Source organism: Kribbella endophytica, from assembly GCF_054781295.1.
The window spans coordinates 1,604,268-1,623,274 of sequence record NZ_BAAGUR010000002.1; the positions used below are offsets into that span (position 1 = coordinate 1,604,268).

18 protein-coding genes are annotated in these 19,007 nt (G+C 69.4%); 10 read left to right on the forward strand and 8 right to left on the reverse strand.

What is annotated here, in order from left to right; all coding sequences use genetic code 11:
* The first annotated feature begins 1 nt into the window (after position 1).
* The 3 genes from ACYVIO_RS25995 to ACYVIO_RS26005 are packed head-to-tail and all read left to right on the forward strand — an operon-like array spanning position 2 to position 3,203.
* Positions 2–1,042, forward strand: a complete 1,041-nt coding sequence (locus ACYVIO_RS25995; protein WP_460653489.1) for an ABC transporter permease — start codon at positions 2–4, stop codon at positions 1,040–1,042.
* The gene (locus tag ACYVIO_RS26000; protein WP_460653490.1) at positions 1,039–2,097 is read left to right on the forward strand and encodes an ABC transporter ATP-binding protein; all 1,059 of its coding nucleotides are present in this window, start codon (positions 1,039–1,041) and stop codon (positions 2,095–2,097) included. Before ACYVIO_RS25995 ends, ACYVIO_RS26000 begins: the two co-directional genes overlap by 4 nt.
* Positions 2,098–2,123: 26 nt before the next feature.
* Positions 2,124–3,203 (forward strand): ABC transporter ATP-binding protein, encoded by a 1,080-nt coding sequence (locus tag ACYVIO_RS26005; RefSeq protein ID WP_460653491.1) that lies wholly within the window; start codon positions 2,124–2,126, stop codon positions 3,201–3,203.
* Positions 3,204–3,287: 84 nt separating this feature from the next.
* Here the strand turns inward: ACYVIO_RS26005 and ACYVIO_RS26010 are convergent, their stop codons facing one another.
* The 3 genes from ACYVIO_RS26010 to ACYVIO_RS26020 form a co-directional block, all read right to left on the reverse strand.
* On the reverse strand, positions 3,288–3,548 hold the full coding sequence (locus tag ACYVIO_RS26010; RefSeq protein WP_460653492.1) for an RNA polymerase sigma factor: 261 nt from the start codon (positions 3,546–3,548) through the stop codon (positions 3,288–3,290).
* Between the two features lie 100 nt (positions 3,549–3,648).
* Positions 3,649–4,767 carry a hypothetical protein gene (locus tag ACYVIO_RS26015; protein WP_460653493.1) on the reverse strand — a complete coding sequence of 373 codons (1,119 nt, stop codon included), beginning with the start codon at positions 4,765–4,767 and terminating at the stop codon, positions 3,649–3,651.
* Positions 4,764–5,291, reverse strand: a complete 528-nt coding sequence (locus tag ACYVIO_RS26020) for a SigE family RNA polymerase sigma factor (RefSeq protein ID WP_460653494.1) — start codon at positions 5,289–5,291, stop codon at positions 4,764–4,766. The genes ACYVIO_RS26015 and ACYVIO_RS26020 overlap by 4 nt, the downstream gene beginning before the upstream one ends.
* A 208-nt stretch (positions 5,292–5,499) precedes the next feature.
* On the opposite strand from ACYVIO_RS26020, the gene ACYVIO_RS26025 reads away from it, so the two are divergent.
* Genes ACYVIO_RS26025 through ACYVIO_RS26035 form a run of 3 tightly spaced genes read left to right on the forward strand, consistent with a single transcriptional unit; the run spans position 5,500 to position 9,655 of the window.
* A complete protein-coding gene (locus ACYVIO_RS26025; protein WP_460653495.1) occupies positions 5,500–6,336 on the forward strand; it encodes an MIP/aquaporin family protein in 837 nt (278 codons plus the stop codon).
* Positions 6,337–6,369: 33 nt separating this feature from the next.
* A complete protein-coding gene (gene glpK, locus ACYVIO_RS26030) occupies positions 6,370–7,887 on the forward strand; it encodes a glycerol kinase GlpK (protein ID WP_460653496.1) in 1,518 nt (505 codons plus the stop codon).
* A 55-nt stretch (positions 7,888–7,942) separates the two neighbouring features.
* A complete protein-coding gene (locus ACYVIO_RS26035) occupies positions 7,943–9,655 on the forward strand; it encodes a glycerol-3-phosphate dehydrogenase/oxidase (protein WP_460653497.1) in 1,713 nt (570 codons plus the stop codon).
* A 50-nt stretch (positions 9,656–9,705) separates the two neighbouring features.
* On the opposite strand, the gene ACYVIO_RS26040 is transcribed toward ACYVIO_RS26035, so the two are convergent.
* Entirely contained in the window at positions 9,706–10,686 is a 981-nt protein-coding gene (locus tag ACYVIO_RS26040; protein ID WP_460653498.1) for a Rossmann-fold NAD(P)-binding domain-containing protein, read from the reverse strand.
* Between the two features lie 48 nt (positions 10,687–10,734).
* Here ACYVIO_RS26040 and ACYVIO_RS26045 point away from each other — a divergent pair, with 48 nt between their 5' ends.
* The 4 genes from ACYVIO_RS26045 to ACYVIO_RS26060 all read left to right on the forward strand — a co-directional run bounded on the left by ACYVIO_RS26045 (position 10,735) and on the right by ACYVIO_RS26060 (position 13,124).
* Entirely contained in the window at positions 10,735–11,277 is a 543-nt protein-coding gene (locus tag ACYVIO_RS26045; protein ID WP_460653499.1) for a TetR/AcrR family transcriptional regulator, read from the forward strand.
* 57 nt (positions 11,278–11,334) lie between these two features.
* On the forward strand, positions 11,335–11,805 hold the full coding sequence (locus ACYVIO_RS26050; RefSeq protein ID WP_460653500.1) for a nuclear transport factor 2 family protein: 471 nt from the start codon (positions 11,335–11,337) through the stop codon (positions 11,803–11,805).
* Positions 11,806–11,888: 83 nt separating this feature from the next.
* The gene (locus ACYVIO_RS26055; protein ID WP_460653501.1) at positions 11,889–12,236 is read left to right on the forward strand and encodes a GNAT family N-acetyltransferase; all 348 of its coding nucleotides are present in this window, start codon (positions 11,889–11,891) and stop codon (positions 12,234–12,236) included.
* A 72-nt stretch (positions 12,237–12,308) separates the two neighbouring features.
* Positions 12,309–13,124, forward strand: coding sequence for a GNAT family N-acetyltransferase (locus ACYVIO_RS26060; protein WP_460653502.1), 816 nt, complete (start codon positions 12,309–12,311; stop codon positions 13,122–13,124).
* On the opposite strand, the gene glpK (ACYVIO_RS26065) is transcribed toward ACYVIO_RS26060, so the two are convergent.
* The 4 genes from glpK (ACYVIO_RS26065) to ACYVIO_RS26080 form a co-directional block, all read right to left on the reverse strand.
* The gene (glpK, locus tag ACYVIO_RS26065; RefSeq protein WP_460653503.1) at positions 13,121–14,644 is read right to left on the reverse strand and encodes a glycerol kinase GlpK; all 1,524 of its coding nucleotides are present in this window, start codon (positions 14,642–14,644) and stop codon (positions 13,121–13,123) included. The genes ACYVIO_RS26060 and glpK (ACYVIO_RS26065) overlap by 4 nt on opposite strands.
* A gap of 133 nt (positions 14,645–14,777) precedes the next feature.
* Complete coding sequence (locus tag ACYVIO_RS26070) at positions 14,778–15,536, reverse strand: IclR family transcriptional regulator (protein ID WP_344171275.1); 759 nt, start codon at positions 15,534–15,536, stop codon at positions 14,778–14,780.
* A 46-nt stretch (positions 15,537–15,582) separates the two neighbouring features.
* Positions 15,583–18,087, reverse strand: a complete 2,505-nt coding sequence (locus tag ACYVIO_RS26075) for an ABC transporter permease (RefSeq protein WP_460653504.1) — start codon at positions 18,085–18,087, stop codon at positions 15,583–15,585.
* Complete coding sequence (locus tag ACYVIO_RS26080; RefSeq protein WP_460653505.1) at positions 18,087–18,920, reverse strand: ABC transporter ATP-binding protein; 834 nt, start codon at positions 18,918–18,920, stop codon at positions 18,087–18,089. The genes ACYVIO_RS26075 and ACYVIO_RS26080 overlap by 1 nt, the downstream gene beginning before the upstream one ends.
* Positions 18,921–19,007: the final 87 nt, after the last annotated feature.

A 19,007-nucleotide genomic window follows, 5' to 3' on the forward strand; every position in this document is an offset into this window, starting at 1 on the left:
GATGATCACCGGCCGCCACGCCGAGCACGTGTTCGCATATCTGGTCCGCCGGGTGATCGGAGCAGTGATCCTGCTCTTCATCGTCACGGCCGTGACATTCTCGATCTTCTTCCTCGTTCCCAAGCTCGGCGGCGCGACCGCTGACGACCTGGCCTCGCGCTACGTCGGCAAGAGCGCGGGTCAGGAGCAGATCCACCAGACGGCGGAGCGACTCGGCTTCACCGACCCGCTCTACGTGCAGTACGGCGGTTTCGTGAAGGGCCTGTTCGTCGGCAAGGAGTACAACTACGGCCCGTCGACCGAGCACTGCCCGGCGCCGTGCTTCGGGTACTCCTTCCTGACCCAGCAGCCGGTGTGGCCGGACCTGGTCGCGCGAATACCGGTCACCGCCTCGCTGGCGGGTGGTGCGGCCTTCATCTGGCTCATCACCGGGGTCGGCACCGGCATCGTGTCGGCGCTGCGACGGGGTTCGGCCCTGGACCGGGGAATGATGTCGGTCGCGCTGGCCGGCGTCTCGCTCCCGATCTTCTTCACCGGCCTGCTGTCACTGTCGATCTTCAGTTACAACCTGGGCTGGACCGCGCAGGGCGGGACGAACCCGCTCGACGAGACCAACCCGATCTGGTGGGCCTACGACCTGATCCTGCCCTGGGTCACGCTGGCCTTCCTGTACGCCGCGGCGTACGCACGACTCACCCGGGCCGGCATGCTCGAGACGATGAACGAGGACTTCGTCCGGACCGCGCGGGCCAAGGGCCTGACCGAGCGGACGGTCGTGGTCAAGCACGGCCTGCGCTCGGCGCTGACGCCGATCCTGACCATCTTCGGCCTTGACCTCGGCCTGCTGATGGGTGGCGCGATCCTCACCGAGACGACCTTCTCGCTGCCCGGCATCGGCCAGTACGCCGTGATCGCGCTGCGCGCCAACGACCTGCCGAAGGTGCTCGGGGTGACGCTGGTCGCCGCGTTCTTCATCGTGCTGGCGAACCTGATCGTCGATCTCCTGTACGCCGTCGTCGACCCGAGGGTGCGAATCTCGTGACCGAACCTCAAGACACCGTCCAGCGGGTCGAGCGCGGCGAGGCCTTTCTCGACGTCCGCGACCTGAAGGTGCACTTCCCGACCGACGACGGCGTGGTCAAGTCCGTCGACGGTCTGTCGTTCAAGCTGGAGCGCGGCAAGACGCTCGGCATCGTCGGCGAGTCCGGCTCCGGCAAGAGCGTCACCAGCCTGTCGATCATGGGCCTGCACAAGGCCGGTACGGCGAAGATCAGCGGCGAGGTGTTCCTGGACGGCCAGGACCTGGTCTCCAGCAGCGCCGAGGAGGTGCGGCTGCTGCGCGGCAAGCGGATGGCGATGATCTTCCAGGACCCGCTGTCGGCGATGCACCCCTTCTACACGGTCGGCAAGCAGATCGTCGAGGCGTACCGGGTGCACAACCACGTGACCAAGGCGGTCGCCCGCAAGCACGCGATCGACATGCTCGACCGGGTCGGCATCCCGCAGCCGGACAAGCGTGTGGACGCCTACCCGCACCAGTTCTCCGGCGGCATGCGGCAGCGCGCGATGATCGCGATGGCGCTGTCCTGCGACCCCGACCTGCTGATCGCCGACGAGCCGACCACCGCGCTGGACGTCACCGTGCAGGCCCAGATCCTGGACCTGATCCGCGACCTGCAGCGCGAGTTCAACTCCGCCGTCATCATCATCACCCACGACCTCGGCGTGGTCGCCGAGCTCGCCGACGACATCCAGGTGATGTACGCCGGCCGCGCGATCGAGTACGGCACCGCGGACGACATCTTCGAGCGGCCGCAGCACCCCTACACCTGGGGCCTGCTCGGCTCGATGCCGCGGATCGACCGGGAGCGGACCGAGCGGCTGATCCCGATCAAGGGCAGCCCGCCCAGCCTGATCAACGTCCCGACCGGCTGCGCCTTCAACCCGCGCTGCAACTACGCGCACCTGAACGGCGGGGCCAGTGAGACCGACCGTCCCGACCTGCTGGACGTCGGGGCCGGCCACCAGGTGGCCTGCCACCTGACCGGCGCGGACCGGGAGCGGATCTGGACCGAAGAGATCAAGCCGAAACTGTGACGGATCCTGGGAACGACGGAGCCATTGTGACCACTGCCGAAACCGAAGCCGTCAAGGCCGATCCCGCCAACGGCGAGCCCTTGCTGTCGACAACGAACCTGACGAAGCACTTCCCGATCCGCAAGGGTCTGCTGCAGCGCCAGACCGGCGCCGTACAGGCCGTGGACGGGCTGACCTTCAGCGTGATGAAGGGCGAGACGCTGTCGCTGGTGGGGGAGTCGGGCTGCGGCAAGACCACCACCGGTCGGCTGCTGACCCGGCTGCTGGAGCCGACCGACGGCCAGATCATCTTCGAGGGCCACGACATCAGCCACGTCGGTGACGGCAAGATGCGGCCGCTGCGGCGCGACATCCAGATGATCTTCCAGGACCCGTACGGCTCGCTGAACCCGCGCCACACGGTCGGCAAGATCGTCGGCGCGCCGTACAGGCTGCAGGGCGTGAAGCCCGAGGGTGGCGTCAAGCGGACCGTCCAGGAGCTGCTCGAGCTGGTCGGGCTGAGCCCGGAGCACTACAACCGGTACCCGCACGAGTTCTCCGGCGGCCAGCGGCAGCGGATCGGGATCGCCCGGACGCTCGCCCTGCGGCCGAAGCTGATCGTGGCCGACGAGCCGGTGTCCGCGCTGGACGTGTCGATCCAGGCCCAGGTGGTGAACCTGCTGGAGGACCTCCAGAAGGAGTTCGACCTCACCTACGTGATGATCGCGCACGACCTGTCGGTCGTCCGGCACGTGTCGGACCGGGTCGCGGTGATGTACCTGGGCAAGATCGTCGAGCTGGCCGACCGGGTCAGCCTGTACGAGAAGCCGATGCACCCGTACACGCTGGCGCTGCTGTCGGCCGTGCCGATCCCGGACACCAAGCGCAAGACCAAGCGCGAGCGGATCCGGCTCGAGGGCGACGTCCCGAGCCCGATCAACCCGCCGCCGGCCTGCCGCTTCCACACCCGTTGCTGGAAGGCGCAGGACATCTGCAAGACGGTCGAGCCGCCGCTGCTGCAGATCGCGCCGGGTCATCAGAGCGCGTGCCACTTCCCGGAGAACGCCACCGAGGAGCAGGCCGCCATGGCGCTGAAGGCTGTCGAGGGCGCGGCGTCCCAGGTTTAGTTGCGCGCCGCAACCAATCACGGCATGTGAAACGGCCGGGAACCCTCGTCGAGGGATTCCCGGCCGTTCGTCGTACGGCGTAGGTCAGCGGGCGACGCGCTGCAGGAGCAGGATGGCGTCGGGGCCCAGGTGGGAGCTGAGCCGGCGCAGGCCGTGGCTGGTCCGGCGCTTCACGGCCGGGACCGAGCAACCGAGGATGCCGGCCGCTTCGGTCTCGGTGCGTGATTCGTAGAACCGCAGGACCAGCGCGTCCCGCTGCCGGGCCGGCAGGTTCTGCAGCCCGATCTCGAGCCAGCCGCGGGCCGTGACGTCCTCGCGGTGCGCGGTCGTGACGTGCTGATTCACCTGAGATTCCCCCTTCGTGCTTTTGTCTCCCAGTAACCTGACGCTCTGGCCCCTACGATCGGTTGCATCCGGTCGGTAGATTTCTTCCGGAGTTTCCCGTTCAGTCGAGAACGAAGCCCACCGGGAGCTGGAAACCGACCGTCTCCGAGGGACTCGGCGCGAACCGGGCGAGCTCGACCTCGCAGGTCAGCTCGGAGGTCGAGCACTTGAGCAGGTCGACCGGGGCCTTCTCGTCCTTGGTGAACCCGACCGCGTAGAAGCTGCCGTCGCCCTGCCACTGCGTCGGCACGATCAGCGTGTACCCGGGGAACTTCAGCGGGAGCTGCTGACCGGTCCGCAGGTCGAACAGCCGGACCTCGTCGGCCATGTCGGTCATCAGGTACCGGGCACTGGGGGAGACGTTGCTGGTCCACCCGTCGTAGACCTTCGCCGGCGGCCTGCGGAGATCGGTGCCGACGGCAATTTGCTGGGTCTGGTTGGGAGCCTGGAGGACCTCCCAGGTGAACTGGCCCGCGTCCACGCCCTGCAGCTTCTCCGGGCCGGCCTTGGGGTCGATCAGGCTGTTGGCGCCGGTGGCGAGGTTCCAGCGGTAGACGCCGGTGCCGGTGGAGAAGTAGGCGAAGCCGTCGTCGATCGCGGACACCCGAGGCGCCTTGCCCTCGGCAGGGTTCGCGACCGTGCCCTGCGCCGTCCGGACGACCTCGCGGCGCGCGGCCACGTCGTACACGACGAACTCGGGGCGCTGGGCGCCGCTGTCCACCCAGCCGACCAGGGTGCCGGCGTCGTCGACGGTGAGGCGCTTGAGGGTGTTGCCGGCGCCGATCTGGGTGATCCGGCGGCCGTCGGCGGCCTTCACGGTGCCGGTGGGGGTGACGTAGACGAAGCCGGCGTCGGTCTGGGCGAAGGTGGCGATCTCGTCCTTGCCGACCTCGATCGTCTCGGAGCCGAAGTGGATCTTGCTGTCCATCGAGTACGTCGGGCGCCGCTCGGTGAAGTTCCCCGGCTGCCCGGCCGGCGGTGCCGAGTTGTCGACCACCCGTACGGCGGTGATCCCGCCGGCCACCACGGCCACGGCGGCCGCGGCGACGGTCAGCCGGGTCGCGACCTTGCGGCGCTTGATCCGGCGGTCGCCCGTCCGCATCACGGCGTCCAGGTCCAGGGCCGGCTCGGTGACGGCGTCGGCGTGCTCGGTCAGGGTTTCCTTGATCAGGCCGGTCACTGGGCCACCACCAATTCGATCGTCAGTTCCGCGTCGGGGCCCAGCCGGGCCCGCAGCTTCTTCAGGGCGTGCGACGTCTGGCTCTTCACCGTGCCGACGGTGCAGCCGAGGACCCGTGCGGTCTCCACCTCGGACAGGTCCTCGTAGTACCGCAGGACGAGCGCGGCCCGCTGCCGTGGTGGCAGCTGGGAAAGCTCTTGCCAGAGCCACAGCCGCGCCGTCACGTCGTCGTCCTTGCCGCGCGAAGGCAGTTCGGGCACGTCGTCCCGCGGCCGTTCGGCGTTCCATGACTTCCGCCGGTACCAGCTGATCGCCGTACTGGTGATCGCTTTCCGGGTGTAGGCCTCGGCGTTCGCCGAGTCCCGCAGCCGGTGCCAGCCGACGTACGTCTTGGTCAGCGCCTCCTGCACCAGGTCCTCGGCCAGCCCCCGCTCACCCACCAGCAGGTAGGCGTACCGGAACAACGCCCGATGCCGACTCACCGCGAACTCCGCGAACTCCCCGGTACTCCGTCCGGTCCCCATCAGGTCCCTTTCCCGCCCGCCGCCCCGTGCGCCGGGCCTCCTCTGCCCGCCCTGACGTGATCAACCCGGGAAAAGGTTGTACGAGTGTCGCAGTGGTCTGGGCCACTGCGGCGTTCGACAATGTCGAACGTACGGCGTTGTGCCGCCTCGCAAACGCTCCTACATTCCAGACCTCCGTGGTCGTCACGGGGTGGAAGGGAGACAGAGCATGGCTACGACTGAAGCCGTCAAGGCTAAGACCCTTCTGGGGGAGTGCTCGGCCGAGCTGGCCGGTACGTTCATCCTGATCCTGTTCGGGTGTGGTGTGGTGGCGCAGGTGGTCGCCGCGGGGATCGGGGATCACGACTCCATCGCGTGGGCCTGGGGGCTCGGGGTGACCCTGGGTATCTACGTCGCGGGGCGGATGACCGGCGCTCATCTGAATCCGGCGGTGACGATCGCCCTGGCGGCGTTCCGCGGGTTCTCCTGGAAGAAGGTGCTGCCGTACTCGGTGGCCCAGTTCCTCGGCGCGTTTCTGGCGGCTCTGGTGGTCCGCTGGAACTACACCGAGGCGCTGAACAAGTTCGACCCCGGGCTGACGATCAAGAGCCAGGGCGTGTTCTCCACCCTGCCGGGCAACGGCAGCCTGGATCTCGGTGTCGGGATGTGGGGCGGCTTCCGCGACCAGATCATCGGCACGGCGATCCTGATGCTCGTCATCCTGGCGATCACGGATCTTCGCAACACGTCCCCGGGCGTCAACCTGGCGCCGTTCATCGTCGGCCTGCTGGTGGTCGGCATCGGGATGGCGTGGGGCACCAACGCCGGGTACGCGATCAACCCGGCCCGTGACTTCGGCCCCCGGCTGGCGTCGTTCTTCACCGGGTACGGCGGAGCGTTCAAGGATCAGTTCGGGGACATCTATTTCTGGGTGCCGATCGTGGCACCGATCATCGGCGCCCTGCTCGGTGCGTTCCTGTACGACCTGCTGGTCGGACGCAACCTGCCGATCGCCGACGAGGACGAGGAACCCGGCCGCATCCCCGAGGACAAGACCGCCGCATGAGCAGGCAAACAGCGTGTGAGGAGAGGACTTTCCATGGCTGACTTCGTCGGTGCCGTCGACCAGGGCACCACGAGCACCCGTTTCATGATCTTCGACCACTCCGGCAACGAGGTGGGCAAGCACCAGCTGGAGCACTCCCAGATCCTGCCGCAGGCGGGCTGGGTGGAGCACAACCCGGTGGAGATCTGGGAGCGGACCAGTTCGGTGATCAGGACCGCGCTGAACGCGAACAACCTGCAGGCGAGCGACCTCGCGGCGCTCGGTATCACCAACCAGCGCGAGACCGCGGTGGTCTGGAACCGTAAGACCGGGCGGCCGTACTACAACGCGATCGTCTGGCAGGACACCCGGACCGACCGGATCGCCTCGGCCCTCGAGCGTGAGGGCAAGGGCGACGTGATCCGGCAGAAGGCCGGGCTGCCGCCGGCGACGTACTTCTCGGCCGGCAAGGTGCAGTGGATCCTGGAGAACGTCGACGGGGTCCGCGAGGCCGCGGAGGCCGGTGACGCCGTCTTCGGCAACACCGACACCTGGCTGCTGTGGCACCTGACGGGTGGCGTCGACGGCGGGGTGCACATCACCGACGTGACGAACGCCAGCCGCACGATGCTGATGAACCTGGAGACGCTCGACTGGGACGACGAGCTGATCTCGTTCTTCAACATCCCCCGGCAGATGCTGCCGGAGATCCGTCCGTCGTCGGACCCGAACAAGTACGGCGAGACGCTGGCGAACGGCCCGCTCGGCGGCGTCGTACCGCTGACGGGTGACCTCGGGGACCAGCAGGCCGCGACGGTCGGTCAGGTCTGCTTCAACCCGGGCGAGGCCAAGAACACCTACGGCACCGGCAACTTCATGCTGCTGAACACCGGCACCGAGCTGGTCCGCTCCAAGGCGGGCCTGCTGAGCACGATGGCGTACAAGTTCGGCGACGACGCGCCGGTCTACGCGCTGGAGGGCTCGATCGCGGTGACCGGGTCGGCGGTGCAGTGGCTGCGTGACCAGCTCGGCATCATCTCGGGTGCGAGCGAGACGGAGACGCTGGCCCGGCAGGTCGAGGACAACGGCGGCGTGTACTTCGTCCCGGCGTTCTCCGGGCTGTTCGCGCCGTACTGGCGCTCCGACGCCCGGGGCGCGATCGTCGGCCTGTCGCGGTTCAACACCAACGCTCACCTGGCCCGAGCAACACTGGAAGCGATCTGCTACCAGAGCAAGGACGTGGCCGACGCGATGGAGAAGGACTCGGGCGTGAAGCTCGAGGTGCTCAAGGTCGACGGCGGTGTCACGGCCAACGAGCTCTGCATGCAGATGCAGGCCGACATCCTCGGCGTACCGGTGAGCAAGCCGGTCGTCGCGGAGACCACGGCACTCGGCGCGGCGTACGCGGCCGGGCTGGCGGTCGGGTTCTGGAACAACACCGACGAACTGGTGCAGAACTGGAACGAGGACAAGCGCTGGAGCCCGGAGTGGAACGACGAGCAGCGTGCGGCCGGGTACAAGGGCTGGGAGAAGGCGGTCCAGCGGACGCTCGACTGGGTCGACGTCGACTAGCAGCACGACAGCGGTACGGCAGTAAGCAGTAGCGACAACCGGAAGGAACAGCACAGTGGCTGTAGTGGCTCTGTCCCCGCAAGCGAGGTCGGAGGCCATCGACGCGATGGCGGACGGCCGCGAACTGGACGTCCTGGTGATCGGCGGCGGGGTGGTCGGCACCGGGTCGGCCCTGGACGCCGCGACCCGGGGTCTGACCACCGGGCTGCTGGAGGCCCGCGACTACGCGAGCGGGACCTCCAGCCGGTCCAGCAAGCTGATGCACGGTGGCTTGCGGTACCTGGAGATGCTCGACTTCCGGCTGGTGCACGAGGCGTTGCAGGAGCGCGGCCTGCTCCTGCAACGCCTGGCACCGCACCTGGTCAAGCCGGTGCCCTTCCTCTACCCGCTCCAGCATCGCTGGTGGGAGAGGTTCTACGCGGGCGCCGGCGTGGCCTTGTACGACGCGATGGCGGTCAGCTCGGGCAACGGCGCCGGGCTCCCGATGCATCGGCACCTGACCCGGCGCGGCGCGATGCGTCTGGTGCCGAGCCTGAAGAAGTCGGCGCTGGTCGGCGCGTTGCAGTACTACGACGCGCAGGTCGACGACGCCCGCCACACGATGGAGCTGGCCCGCACGGCGGCGTCGTACGGCGCGCACGTCGCGAACCGGGTGAAGGTGACCGGGTTCCTGCGCCAGGGCGAGCGCGTGACCGGCGTCCAGGCGAAGGACCTGGAGAGCGGCCGCGAGTTCGAGGTCCGCGCCAAGCAGGTCATCAACGCGACCGGGGTGTGGACCGACGACACCCAGGCAATGGTCGGCGAGCGCGGGCAGTACCACGTGCGCGCGTCGAAGGGCATCCACCTCGTCGTACCGAAGGACCGGATCCAGTCCAGCACCGGGATGATCCTGCGGACCGAGAAGTCGGTGCTGTTCATCATCCCGTGGGGCCGGCACTGGCTGATCGGCACCACCGACACCGACTGGAACCTGGACAAGGCCCACCCGGCCGCGACCAGCAAGGACATCGAGTACCTGCTCGACCACGTGAACGCGGTGCTGAACACGCCGCTGACCCGTGAGGACGTCGAGGGCGTGTACGCCGGGCTCCGGCCGCTGCTGGCGGGGGAGTCGGAGAGCACCTCCAAGCTGTCCCGTGAGCACGTCGTCGCGCACGCGGCGCCCGGGCTCGTGGTGGTTGCCGGCGGCAAGTACACGACGTACCGGGTGATGGCCAAGGACGCGGTCGACGCGGTCGCGAACGCGCTCGACGGCCGGGTCCCGAAGTGCACCACCAAGACGATCCCGCTGGTCGGCGCCGACGGGTACCCGGCGCTGTGGAACCAGCGGCACCTGATCGCCCAGAACTCCGGGCTGCACGTCGCCCGGATCGAGCACCTGCTCAACCGGTACGGCGCACTGATCAACGAGGTGCTCGCCCTGGTGAAGGCGGACCCGTCGCTCGGTGAGCAGCTGCCCGGGACGCAGGACTACCTGAAGGCCGAGGTCGTCTACGCGGCCCGGTCCGAGGGCGCCCGGCACCTGGACGACGTACTGGCCCGGCGGACCCGGATCTCGATCGAGGCCTGGGACCGTGGAGCCGGTGCGGCGGATGCCGCGGCGCGGCTGATGGCGCCGGAGCTCGGCTGGGACGACGAAACGATCGAGCGCGAGGTGTCGTTCTACCAGCGCCGGGTCCAGTCCGAGCGGGACTCGCAGGACCAGCCCGACGACGAGTCGGCCGACAAGGTCCGCCTGGAAGCGCCGGACATCGTCTCGCCGGCCTGAGAAATACTTGCCCGGAGCACCTTCGTGGGGGGTGCTCCGGGTTGAGATCGTCAGAAGGACGCGCCGAGTTCCAGCAGACGCTGTACGGCGTACGCCGGGTCGATGAGTGACTCGGGTGTGTGCAGACCCGGGCTGAGCGGGGCATCGGCGATGAGTCCCAGCAGGCTTTCCAGGCCGAGGGTGATGCCGAGCGCGGTCAGCGGGCGCTGGCCTTCGGGGTGGATCAGGTAGCGGATGCTGCTGAGTGGATTGCCCTGGTGGTCGGTGCCTTCCAGGTCGATGCGGACCTCGACCGACGCCTGGCCGCCCGTACGACGTCCGGCCGATTCGCCGACGGCCATGTCGAAGCGGACGTTCGCGGCTCCGGTCGCGAGGGCCAGGCTGGTGACGTCGAGGATCGCGAGACTCTGCGCGGGATGCACGCTGCCGTCGTTGGCGACCATCTCCGTGTCGACGTCGGTGATCCACTGGAACGCGCCGTCGCGTCGTACGAGACCCGCGGTGGTCGCGGTGGTCCAGCGTTCCAGGTCGGCGGCGCCGGCCGGACCGCCGATGTCCAGCTCGTCCAGCAGCGCCTGCACCCGAATGCTGTCGACCGCGGCGAAGTCGCTCGCCGCCACGAGGGTCGCCAGTACGGCGATGCCCGCGCACCAATGGCTCGCGACCAGGATCGGCGCGGTGGCCGGCCGCTGGGCGGCGGCGACGAGCTCGGGTGAGGTGTCGACGAGCGCGCTGGAGATGCTGAGGTACGGGAGACCGTGGTCCTGGGCGTAGTGCAGGCCGTTGTGATGGGAGTCCCACAAGGTGGCGATGACGGCCGAGTAGGTCTGGCTGTCGGGTAGTCCGAGGTCGCGGCGGCGTAGGTCGATCGTCGCCGCCGTGGCGGCGCCGAGTTCGTTGGCGATCTTCTGCGCGCGGCCGAGGTCGCGGCCGGCGATGGTGATCGGCAGGTCCGGGTGCCGCTTGCGGAGCTGCCGGGCGGTGTCGGAGCCGGCCTGGCCGGTGCCACCGAGGATGAGTACCGAGTGCATGATCGCCCCTTGCTACATTTTGTAGGTTACATCTTGTAGGATAGGCACATGACGGTGCGGTTGAGCAAGCAGGCACGGCGCGAGCAGCTGCTCGAGGCCGCGGTGTCCCTCGTCCGGACGCGGGGTGCCGACGGGCTGACGCTGGTCACGCTGGCGGAGGCGGCGGGGGTGAGCCGGCCAATCGTGTACGACCATTTCGGGACCCGGTCGGGGCTGCTGACCGAGCTGTACCGGCGGCTGGACGTGCGGCACAAGTCCGCGATCGAGAGCGCGGTGCGGGACGCGGAGCCGGAGGTTGGTGACATCGCTCGGGTGATCAGTGCGGCGTACTTCGCCTGTGTCCGTGAAATGCCGGAACTGGCGGCGGTGTCGGCCGCGGTGAAGGGGACTCCGGAGATGGAGGCCGTGCAGCGAGAGTTGCTGGGCGGGTACGTCGATCTGATGGCCGCCGCGCTGGCGCCGTACTCGAAGCTCGCGGCGGCCGAGTTGAGGTTGCGCTGCGTCGGCATGCTGGGAGCAGCCGAAGCGTTGGCTCGCGAAGCTGATGGTGAAGCAGCGTTGACGGCGCTGATCGTCGGAGGGGTCCAGTGAGCGGTTGGTGAGCCGGCTTTCGTAGGTTGGAGAAGACCGACTGACGGGAGAAGGCTGATGTACCACCGGTTCGTGGCGGCGCAGGTGCGGAAGGCGTTTGCGGAGATCACCGCCGGCAACTGGGAAGCGATGGTGCGGGGAATGGCGCCGGAGTTCACCTACCGCTTCTACGGCGACCACGCGTTGTCGGGGGAGCGGCACACGCACGAGGCGTTGCGGGAGTGGTGGCGGCGGGCGTTCCGGTTGATGCCCGAGACGCGGTTCACGGTGAACGATGTGCTCGTCGCGGGATGGCCTTGGGACACGCGCGTTGCGACGGCGGTGACCGTCGACGTCGGCCTGGTCGACGGTACGACGTACCAGAACGTCGTGCACCAGTTCCTGCGGATGAAGTGGGGCAAGATCACCGAGGTCCGGACGCTGGAGGACACCGCGGTGCTCGAGCGGGCGCTCGACCGGCTGGCGATCGCCGGGTACGAGGAGGCGCACGCGGCGCCGATCACCGACGAGGTTCCGGCCGGGCGCTGAGTTGGCGAGTTCTTGCCAACAGGGTGCCGAGGGCAACGAGTTTCGTCACTTGGTGTTTCCCTGTACGGGCTAGGCTTTCCGGCATGGACATGGTTGCGCTGGCGGAGGCCGCCGAGGGGAATCTGACCCGGGGACCGACGCTGGTCAAGCTGCAGCGCGACAACAGCCCGGTCGCGACCGGTGTGCTGTACGTCGACGGTGAGGCCGGCGAGCTGGTCAGCGGCGCGACGCGACCGGAGTACCGGGGGCGCGGAGCTCAGTCGGCGCTGGTCGCCCGTCGTACGCAGGACGCGCTCGCGGCAGGGTGCCGCTGGGTGTTCTCGGAGACCGGCAAGCCGGGCCCGGGCGAGCAGAAACCCTCGCTGGACAACCTGGGACGCGCCGGTCTCCAGGTGATCTACGACCGTCCGATCTGGGTCTGGAAGGCCTGACCCGGAGGGTTTGCGCGACCGGCATAGTGTCGGGTCGGAACATCGTCACGGGGATGTGGTCTGGAGGAATGAATGGATCGGATCGCCGAGCTGATCGAGGCAGCTGAGGCGGAAGCGGTGTGGGGCTACGAGAGCTCTGCCTCACCCGCGGTGGCGGAGTCGCTGGGACTGGCGAGCCGCCGGATCGGTGGTGGCGTCGTACTGGCGATGCCCGACGACGTGACGAACTACTGGAGCAAGGCGCTCGGCTTTGGCTTCGGGTCGCCGGTGACGCTCGACCTGGTCGAGGAGATCATCGCGTTCTACCGCACGCACGACGTGCGCCTGGCGACGCTGCAGTTCGCGCCGTCGGTGCTGCCGCGGGACTGGGACACGATCGTGGCGAAGACCGGGCTGACCGCCGGCGGGACCTGGCTGAAGCTGGCGCGGCTGGCCGGGCTGGTGGAGTCCGCCGACACCGACCTGCGGATCGGGGAGGTCCCGGCGGAGCAGGCCGAGGAGTGGGCGGCGACGTTGATGCGCGGCTTCGGGATGCCGACCGACAAGCTGGTGCCGATGATCTCGGCCGTGGTCGGTCGTCCCGGCTTCACGCCGTACGGCGCCTGGGACGGCGACACGATGGTCGGCGCGGCGTCGCTGGCGATCCATGACCAGGTCGCGTCGTTCGCGGGCGCGGCCGTACTTCCGTCGTACCGGGGACGTGGTGCGCAGTCGGCGCTCCTCGCGGCACGCGCCCGGCAGGCCTCGGCCGAGGGCGCGAAGTGGCTGAGCGCGGAGACCGGCAAGCCCAGTGACGGCGAGCAGAACTCCTCGCTGAACAACATGCTCCGGACCGGCTTCGAGATCCGCTACGCCCGGCAGAACTGGATCTGGCGCGCCGAGGACTAGCTGTTGCTCTCCTGCTGCTCTGGGCGGATCCAGCCGAACGTGCGTTGGACCGCTGCCTTCCAGTTGGCGTACTCGGTGGCTCGCCGGTCGGGATCCATGTCCGGCAGCCACTGTCCGGCGCGGTGCCAGTTGCTGCGCAGGCCTTCGAGGTCCGGCCAGTAGCCGACCGCCAGGCCGGCCGCGTACGCCGCACCGAGGGAGACGGTCTCGGTCACCATCGGCCGGACCACCCGGACGTCGAGCAGGTCGGCGAGGAACTGCATCAGCAGGTTGTTCGCGGTCATCCCGCCGTCGACCTTGAGTGCCTTGAGCGCGATGCCGGAGTCGGCGTTCATCGCGTCGACCACCTCGAGGGTCTGGAAGCCGGTCGCCTCCAGGACCGCCCGGGCCAGATGGCCCTTGGTGATGTACGACGTGAGCCCGGCGATCACGCCGCGCGCCTCGCTGCGCCAGTGCGGCGCGAACAGACCGGAGAACGCGGGCACGATGTACGCGCCGCCGTTGTCCTCGACGGTCCTGGCCAGCGTCTCGATCTCGGCGGCCGTGTGGATCAGCCCGAGCCCGTCGCGGAACCACTGCACCAGCGAACCGGTGACGGCCATCGAGCCTTCGAGCGCGTACGCCGCCGGTTGGTCGCCGATCTGGTACGCGACGGTGGTCAGCATGCCGTGCGTCGACCGGACGATCTCCTTGCCGGTGTTGAGCAGCAGGAACGAGCCGGTGCCGTACGTGCACTTCGCCTCACCCGGACTGAAGCACGTCTGGCCGAACAGCGCGGCCTGCTGGTCACCGAGCGCCGCGCCGATCCGTACGCCGGGAAGCACGGTCGTCGCCGTACCGAAGACTCCGGAGGACGGGCGGATCTCGGGGAGGACTGACCTCGGCACGTTGAACGCTTCGAGGAGCTTGTCGTCCCACTCGAGGGTCTCGATGTTCATCAGCATCGTGCGGCTGGCGTTCGTCACGTCGGTGACGTGCAGGCCGCCGTCGGGTCCGCCGGTGAAGTTCCAGATCAGCCAGGACTCCATCGTGCCGAACAGGACGTCGCCCGCTTCGGCGCGGGCGCGCAGGCCGAGGGTGTGGTCGAGCATCCAGCGCAGGCGGGGCGCGGAGAAGTACGTGGTGAGGGGGAGACCGCAGAGGTCGACGAAGCGGTCGGGGCCTTCGTCGCCGGCCAGCTCGGTGATCAGGCGGTCGGTCCGAGTGTCCTGCCAGACGACGGCGTGGCCGACCGGCTGACCGGTCCGACGGTCCCAGAGCAGGCTGGTCTCACGCTGGTTGGTGATGCCGATGGCAACGATCTGGGACGGCGCCGCGCCGATCTGCCGGACGGCGGCCGGTACGACGCGGGTGACGTTGCGCCAGATCTCGGCCGCGTCGTGCTCGACCCAACCGGGACGCGGGAAGTACTGCTTGTGCTCGCGCTGGGCGACCGAGACGAGCCGTCCCCGGCGGTCGAACAGGATGCACCGGGTGGAGTTGGTCCCTTGGTCGACCGCCGCGACGTACTGCTCTGCCATCAGCGAGCACCCTGCGGACGGGTGAGGGACGGCCGAGGCGATCGGGGGCGGCTAGTGGAGGGCGGGGCCGCGCGGCGACGGGTGAGGGATGGCGCAGCCGGCCGGGGGCGGGCCGCGCGCAGCAGCTTCCCCATCAGCCGTCGTCTCGGAGGTCGCGGCCGATGGCTTCGGCGGTGGCTCGGACCATGGTGACCAGGTCAGTGCGGTGGCGCAGGCGGGAGTCGCAGATGCGCTCGATCCGGCCGGTGAGGCCGACGGCGCCGACGACGAGACCGCCCAGGCCACGGATCGGCGCGGCGATGCCGGCCAGTTCGACGGTGTGCTCCTCGAACTCGCCGGCCCAGCCCTTGGCACGGACCGCGGCGAGTTCGTCGGCGAGCCGGGCGGGCTCGAGGATCGTGCGGGTGGTGAACGCTTCCAGGGTCTTCGGCTTGGCCGCGCCGCTGGTGTCGAACGCGAGCACCGCCTTGCCGAGCGCGGTCGCGTGCGGCGGCAACGTCGTACCGACGTCCAGGTCCTGGTCGCTGTCGTCGGGCCGGAAGACGTGGTGCACGACGACCACCTTGCCCTCGACGAGCCGCCCGACGCGAACCACCTCGCCGCTGCGGGAAGCCAGCGAGTCGGCCCAGTTGATCGCGCGGCTGCGGAGCTCGTTCGGATCGAGGTAGGTCTCGCCCAGCCGGCCGAAGGCGTCGCTCAGCCGGTAGTGCGCGCCGGACCGGTCCTGCTCGACGAAGCCGACCTGGTGCAGCGTGCGAACGATCCCGTGGACGGTTGCCTTCGCCAGTCCCAGCGCGTTGCCGAGATCCGCGACACCCAGTCCGTTCGGCGCGGCCGCGAGCAGGCGCAGCACTGCGGCAGCACGCTCGATCGACTGGACGCTGCCCGGCACACCGGCAGGCTACCGGTGATTAACTCCCAGCGGAGGAGTTCAGCTGCTACTCGGTTGCGATCGCGCGCAGGACGTCCAGTCGCGCTGCACGGCGTGACGGCCAGATCGCAGCCAGTACGCCGACCACCGCCGCGACCAGGAGAGCTGCGACGAGTTGCAGCACCGGTACGTCGAGCACGCCGAGCCCGTCGTCGACCATCACGTGCTGCACCGCGGCGCCGGCGAACACGCCGATCACCAACCCGAGGATCGCGCCGAACAACGCGATCGCGACCGCTTCGACCTGCAGCATCCGCCGGACCTGCGGGCGGTCCATCCCGATCGCGCGCAGCAGGCCGAGTTCACGGGTCCGCTCCACCACGCCGAGGGCGAGCGTGTTGACGACCCCGAGCAGCGCGATCAGGACGGCGAACCCGAGCAGCGCGCCGACGATGCCGAGGATCCCGTTGATCGGACCGCGCTCGGCCGCGGCGTACGCCTGCTGGTCGCGGACGACGACCGACGGGTAGTCCTGGATCGCCTGGGTGACCGCCTGCCGGACGGCCGCCGGATCGGTGCCCTCGGCAACTTCGAGGTAGACGGTGGCGTCGATCTCGCCACCGCCCAGCTCGGTGAACGTCGGCAGGCTGGTGATGACGGCGTCGACCTGGTGGTTCGGGGCGATGATCGCGCCGACGGTCAGCTGGTGCTTGCCGGTGGTCGTGGTGAGGGTGAACGTCTGGCCGACCGCGAGATCGAGCTGGTTCGCGAGGTTGCGGGGGAGGGCCGCCTGGCCTTTGCCGAGGCTGTCGAGTGATCCGGTGGTCGTGGTGACCGTGATCGGGCCGTCGAGCGTGCCGTCGGAGACGCCGGCCAGGGTGATCGGCCGGTCGTTGACCTCGCCGGTCGACCGCCGTACGCGGTGCACGCCCGAGATGCCTTGCACCTTGGCCATCGCGTCGCCGACCGCCGTACTGAACGGGCGGTCGCCGGTCACGACCAGCTCGGAGCTGCCGATCGCGTCGGCGATTCCCTTGTCGACCGAGGCCTTGGCCGACGCGGCGATCACGAAGAGCCCGCTGACGAGGGCGAGCGAGATCATCAGCGCCGACGCCGTGGCCGCCGTACGACGGGGGTTGCGCTCGGCGTTGCGGCGGCCGAGGACGACGGCGGCTTGGCGGCCGAGGGGGAGCATGAGGCCGCGTACGGCGTACCGGCTGATCAGGGGGAGCGTCATGACCAGGCCGAGCAGGACCAGCGCGGTGGTGAGGCCGACCAGGATCGCGCCGGGTAGGCCGTTGGCCGTGAGCGAAACGAGGAGCAGGACGATCGCCATCAGCAGGAGGAAGCCGCCGAGTACGACGCGGACGACCAGGCTGCGCTCGGGGATGGTCGTGTCGGCGCGCAGGGCGACGACCGGCGGGAGCTTGCCGGCTCTGCGCGCGGCGGGGTAGGCCGCGGCTGTAGTGATCCCGATGCCGAGGACGTACGACGCGATGATCGTGGCGGGGCTGACCTGAAGAGCCGCCGACGGGATCGCGAGGTCGAGGCGTTGGTACATGTACTGGATCGCTGCTGCGACGCCGATCCCGAGCAGGAGTCCTAGCGTCGAGCCGATGACGCCGATCACGAGCGCCTCGGCGAGGACCGTGCCGGTGACCTGGCCGCCGGAAGCGCCGACTGCGCGGAGGAGGGCGAGTTCGCGGCTGCGTTGGGCGACGACCATCGCGAAGGTGTTGACGATCAGGAACGTGCTGACGAACAAGGCCAAGCCGGCGAACAGCAGGAGGGCTGCGGTCAGACCGCCGAAGGTGTCGTCGAGGGCGCTCTCGCCGTCGGCGGAGACCTGGGCTGCCGTGCGGACCTCGACGGTGTTGCCGATTGCGTCCTGGATCGCGCTGCGGACGGTGCCGGGGTCCTGGCCGGGCTGCAGGGCGATGCCGATCGAGGTCCAGCCGGGTTTGCCGAGGAGCAGGAGCTGGGCGGTGGCGCTGTCGAACGCGACGAGGGGTGCGCCGGCCGACGTACCGGACAGGCCTGGGGTGGTGAAGCCGGTCAGCGTCGCGGTGACGGCGCGGGCTGGGGTGACGACCTTGACCTTCTGGCCGAGCTCGTAGCCCTCGCGGTCGGCGGTGTTGCGGTCGAGGGTGAGCTGCTCGGTGCCCCACGGCGCGGTGCCCTGGACGAGTTTGAACGGCGCGGTTCGCTCGTCGTGCGGCCAGCTCGCGCCGAAGGTCGCGAGGCTGTAGGTGTCGATCGGTTGGCCGTCCTTCGCCAGGATCTCGACGTCGGCGACGAGGAGCTGGGCGTCGGTCGCTGCGACGCCTGGCACGGCGGCGATGCGGTCGGCGATCTCGATCGAGAGGGTCGGCGTACCGGTGTTCAGCGGGGAGACCGGGGTGACGGTGAGGTCGGCGGTCGCGCCGGCGAAGTTCTTCTTGAGGGCGGCCGACAGGGTGTCGCTGAAGACCATCGCGCCACTGACGAACCCGATGCCGAGCAGCACGGCGATCGTGCACAGGACGAACCGCAGCCGGTGCGCGAGCACCGACCGGAGGCCGAGCTTGAGCATCAGCCGGCCTGGGCCTGGGGGTCTGGGGTGGTGTCGTCGCTCGCCTGGCTCGGCCTGCCTGCGCTCGCGGTCGCCTGGGCGGTGCCGGGGGTTTCCAGGCGTTTCATCGTGTCGAGGACGGACTCGGCGGTCGGGTCGACGAGCTCCTCGCGCAGGCGGCCGTCGGCCAGGAACAGCACGCGGTCGGCGTACGCGGCGGCCGTCGGGTCGTGCGTCACCATCACCACGGTCTGGCCGAACTCGCGGACCGAGCGATGCAGGAAGGCGAGTACGTCGGCCGAGGCGCGGGAGTCGAGGTTGCCGGTCGGTTCGTCGGCGAAGACCACGTGCGGGCGGGAGGCCAGCGCGCGAGCACAGGCGACGCGCTGCTGCTGGCCGCCGGACAGTTCGCTGGGCTTGTGGTGCAGGCGGTCCTTCAGCCCGACGGTCTCGACGATCAGGTCGAGCCAGGCCTGGTCCGGCTTGCGGTTGGCGAGGGTGAGCGGGAGCGTGATGTTCTCGAGCGCGGTCAGCGTGGGGATCAGGTTGAACGCCTGGAAGACGAACCCGACGCGGTCTCGTCGGAGATGCGTCAGGGCCTTCTCGGTGAGCCTGGTCAGGTCGATCTCGCCGAGGAAGACCTGCCCGCTGGTCGGCCGGTCGAGCCCCGCCAGGCAGTGCAGCAGCGTGGACTTGCCCGACCCCGACGGGCCCATGATCGCGGTGAACCGGCCCTGCCCGAACTGCACGCTGACGTCGGCCAGCGCGTCGATCCGGGTCTCACCTGAGCCGTAGCTCCGGCCGAGCCCTGAGGTGGTGATCGCAGCAGCCTGCGCGACGGTTTCCGCGGTCATGGGGGAACGCTAACGTGCGAAGGTTCCTCACCGGCGCCGAACCCCGTCGTACGACAAAGCGCCCCGCACTCGATCGAGTGCGGGGCG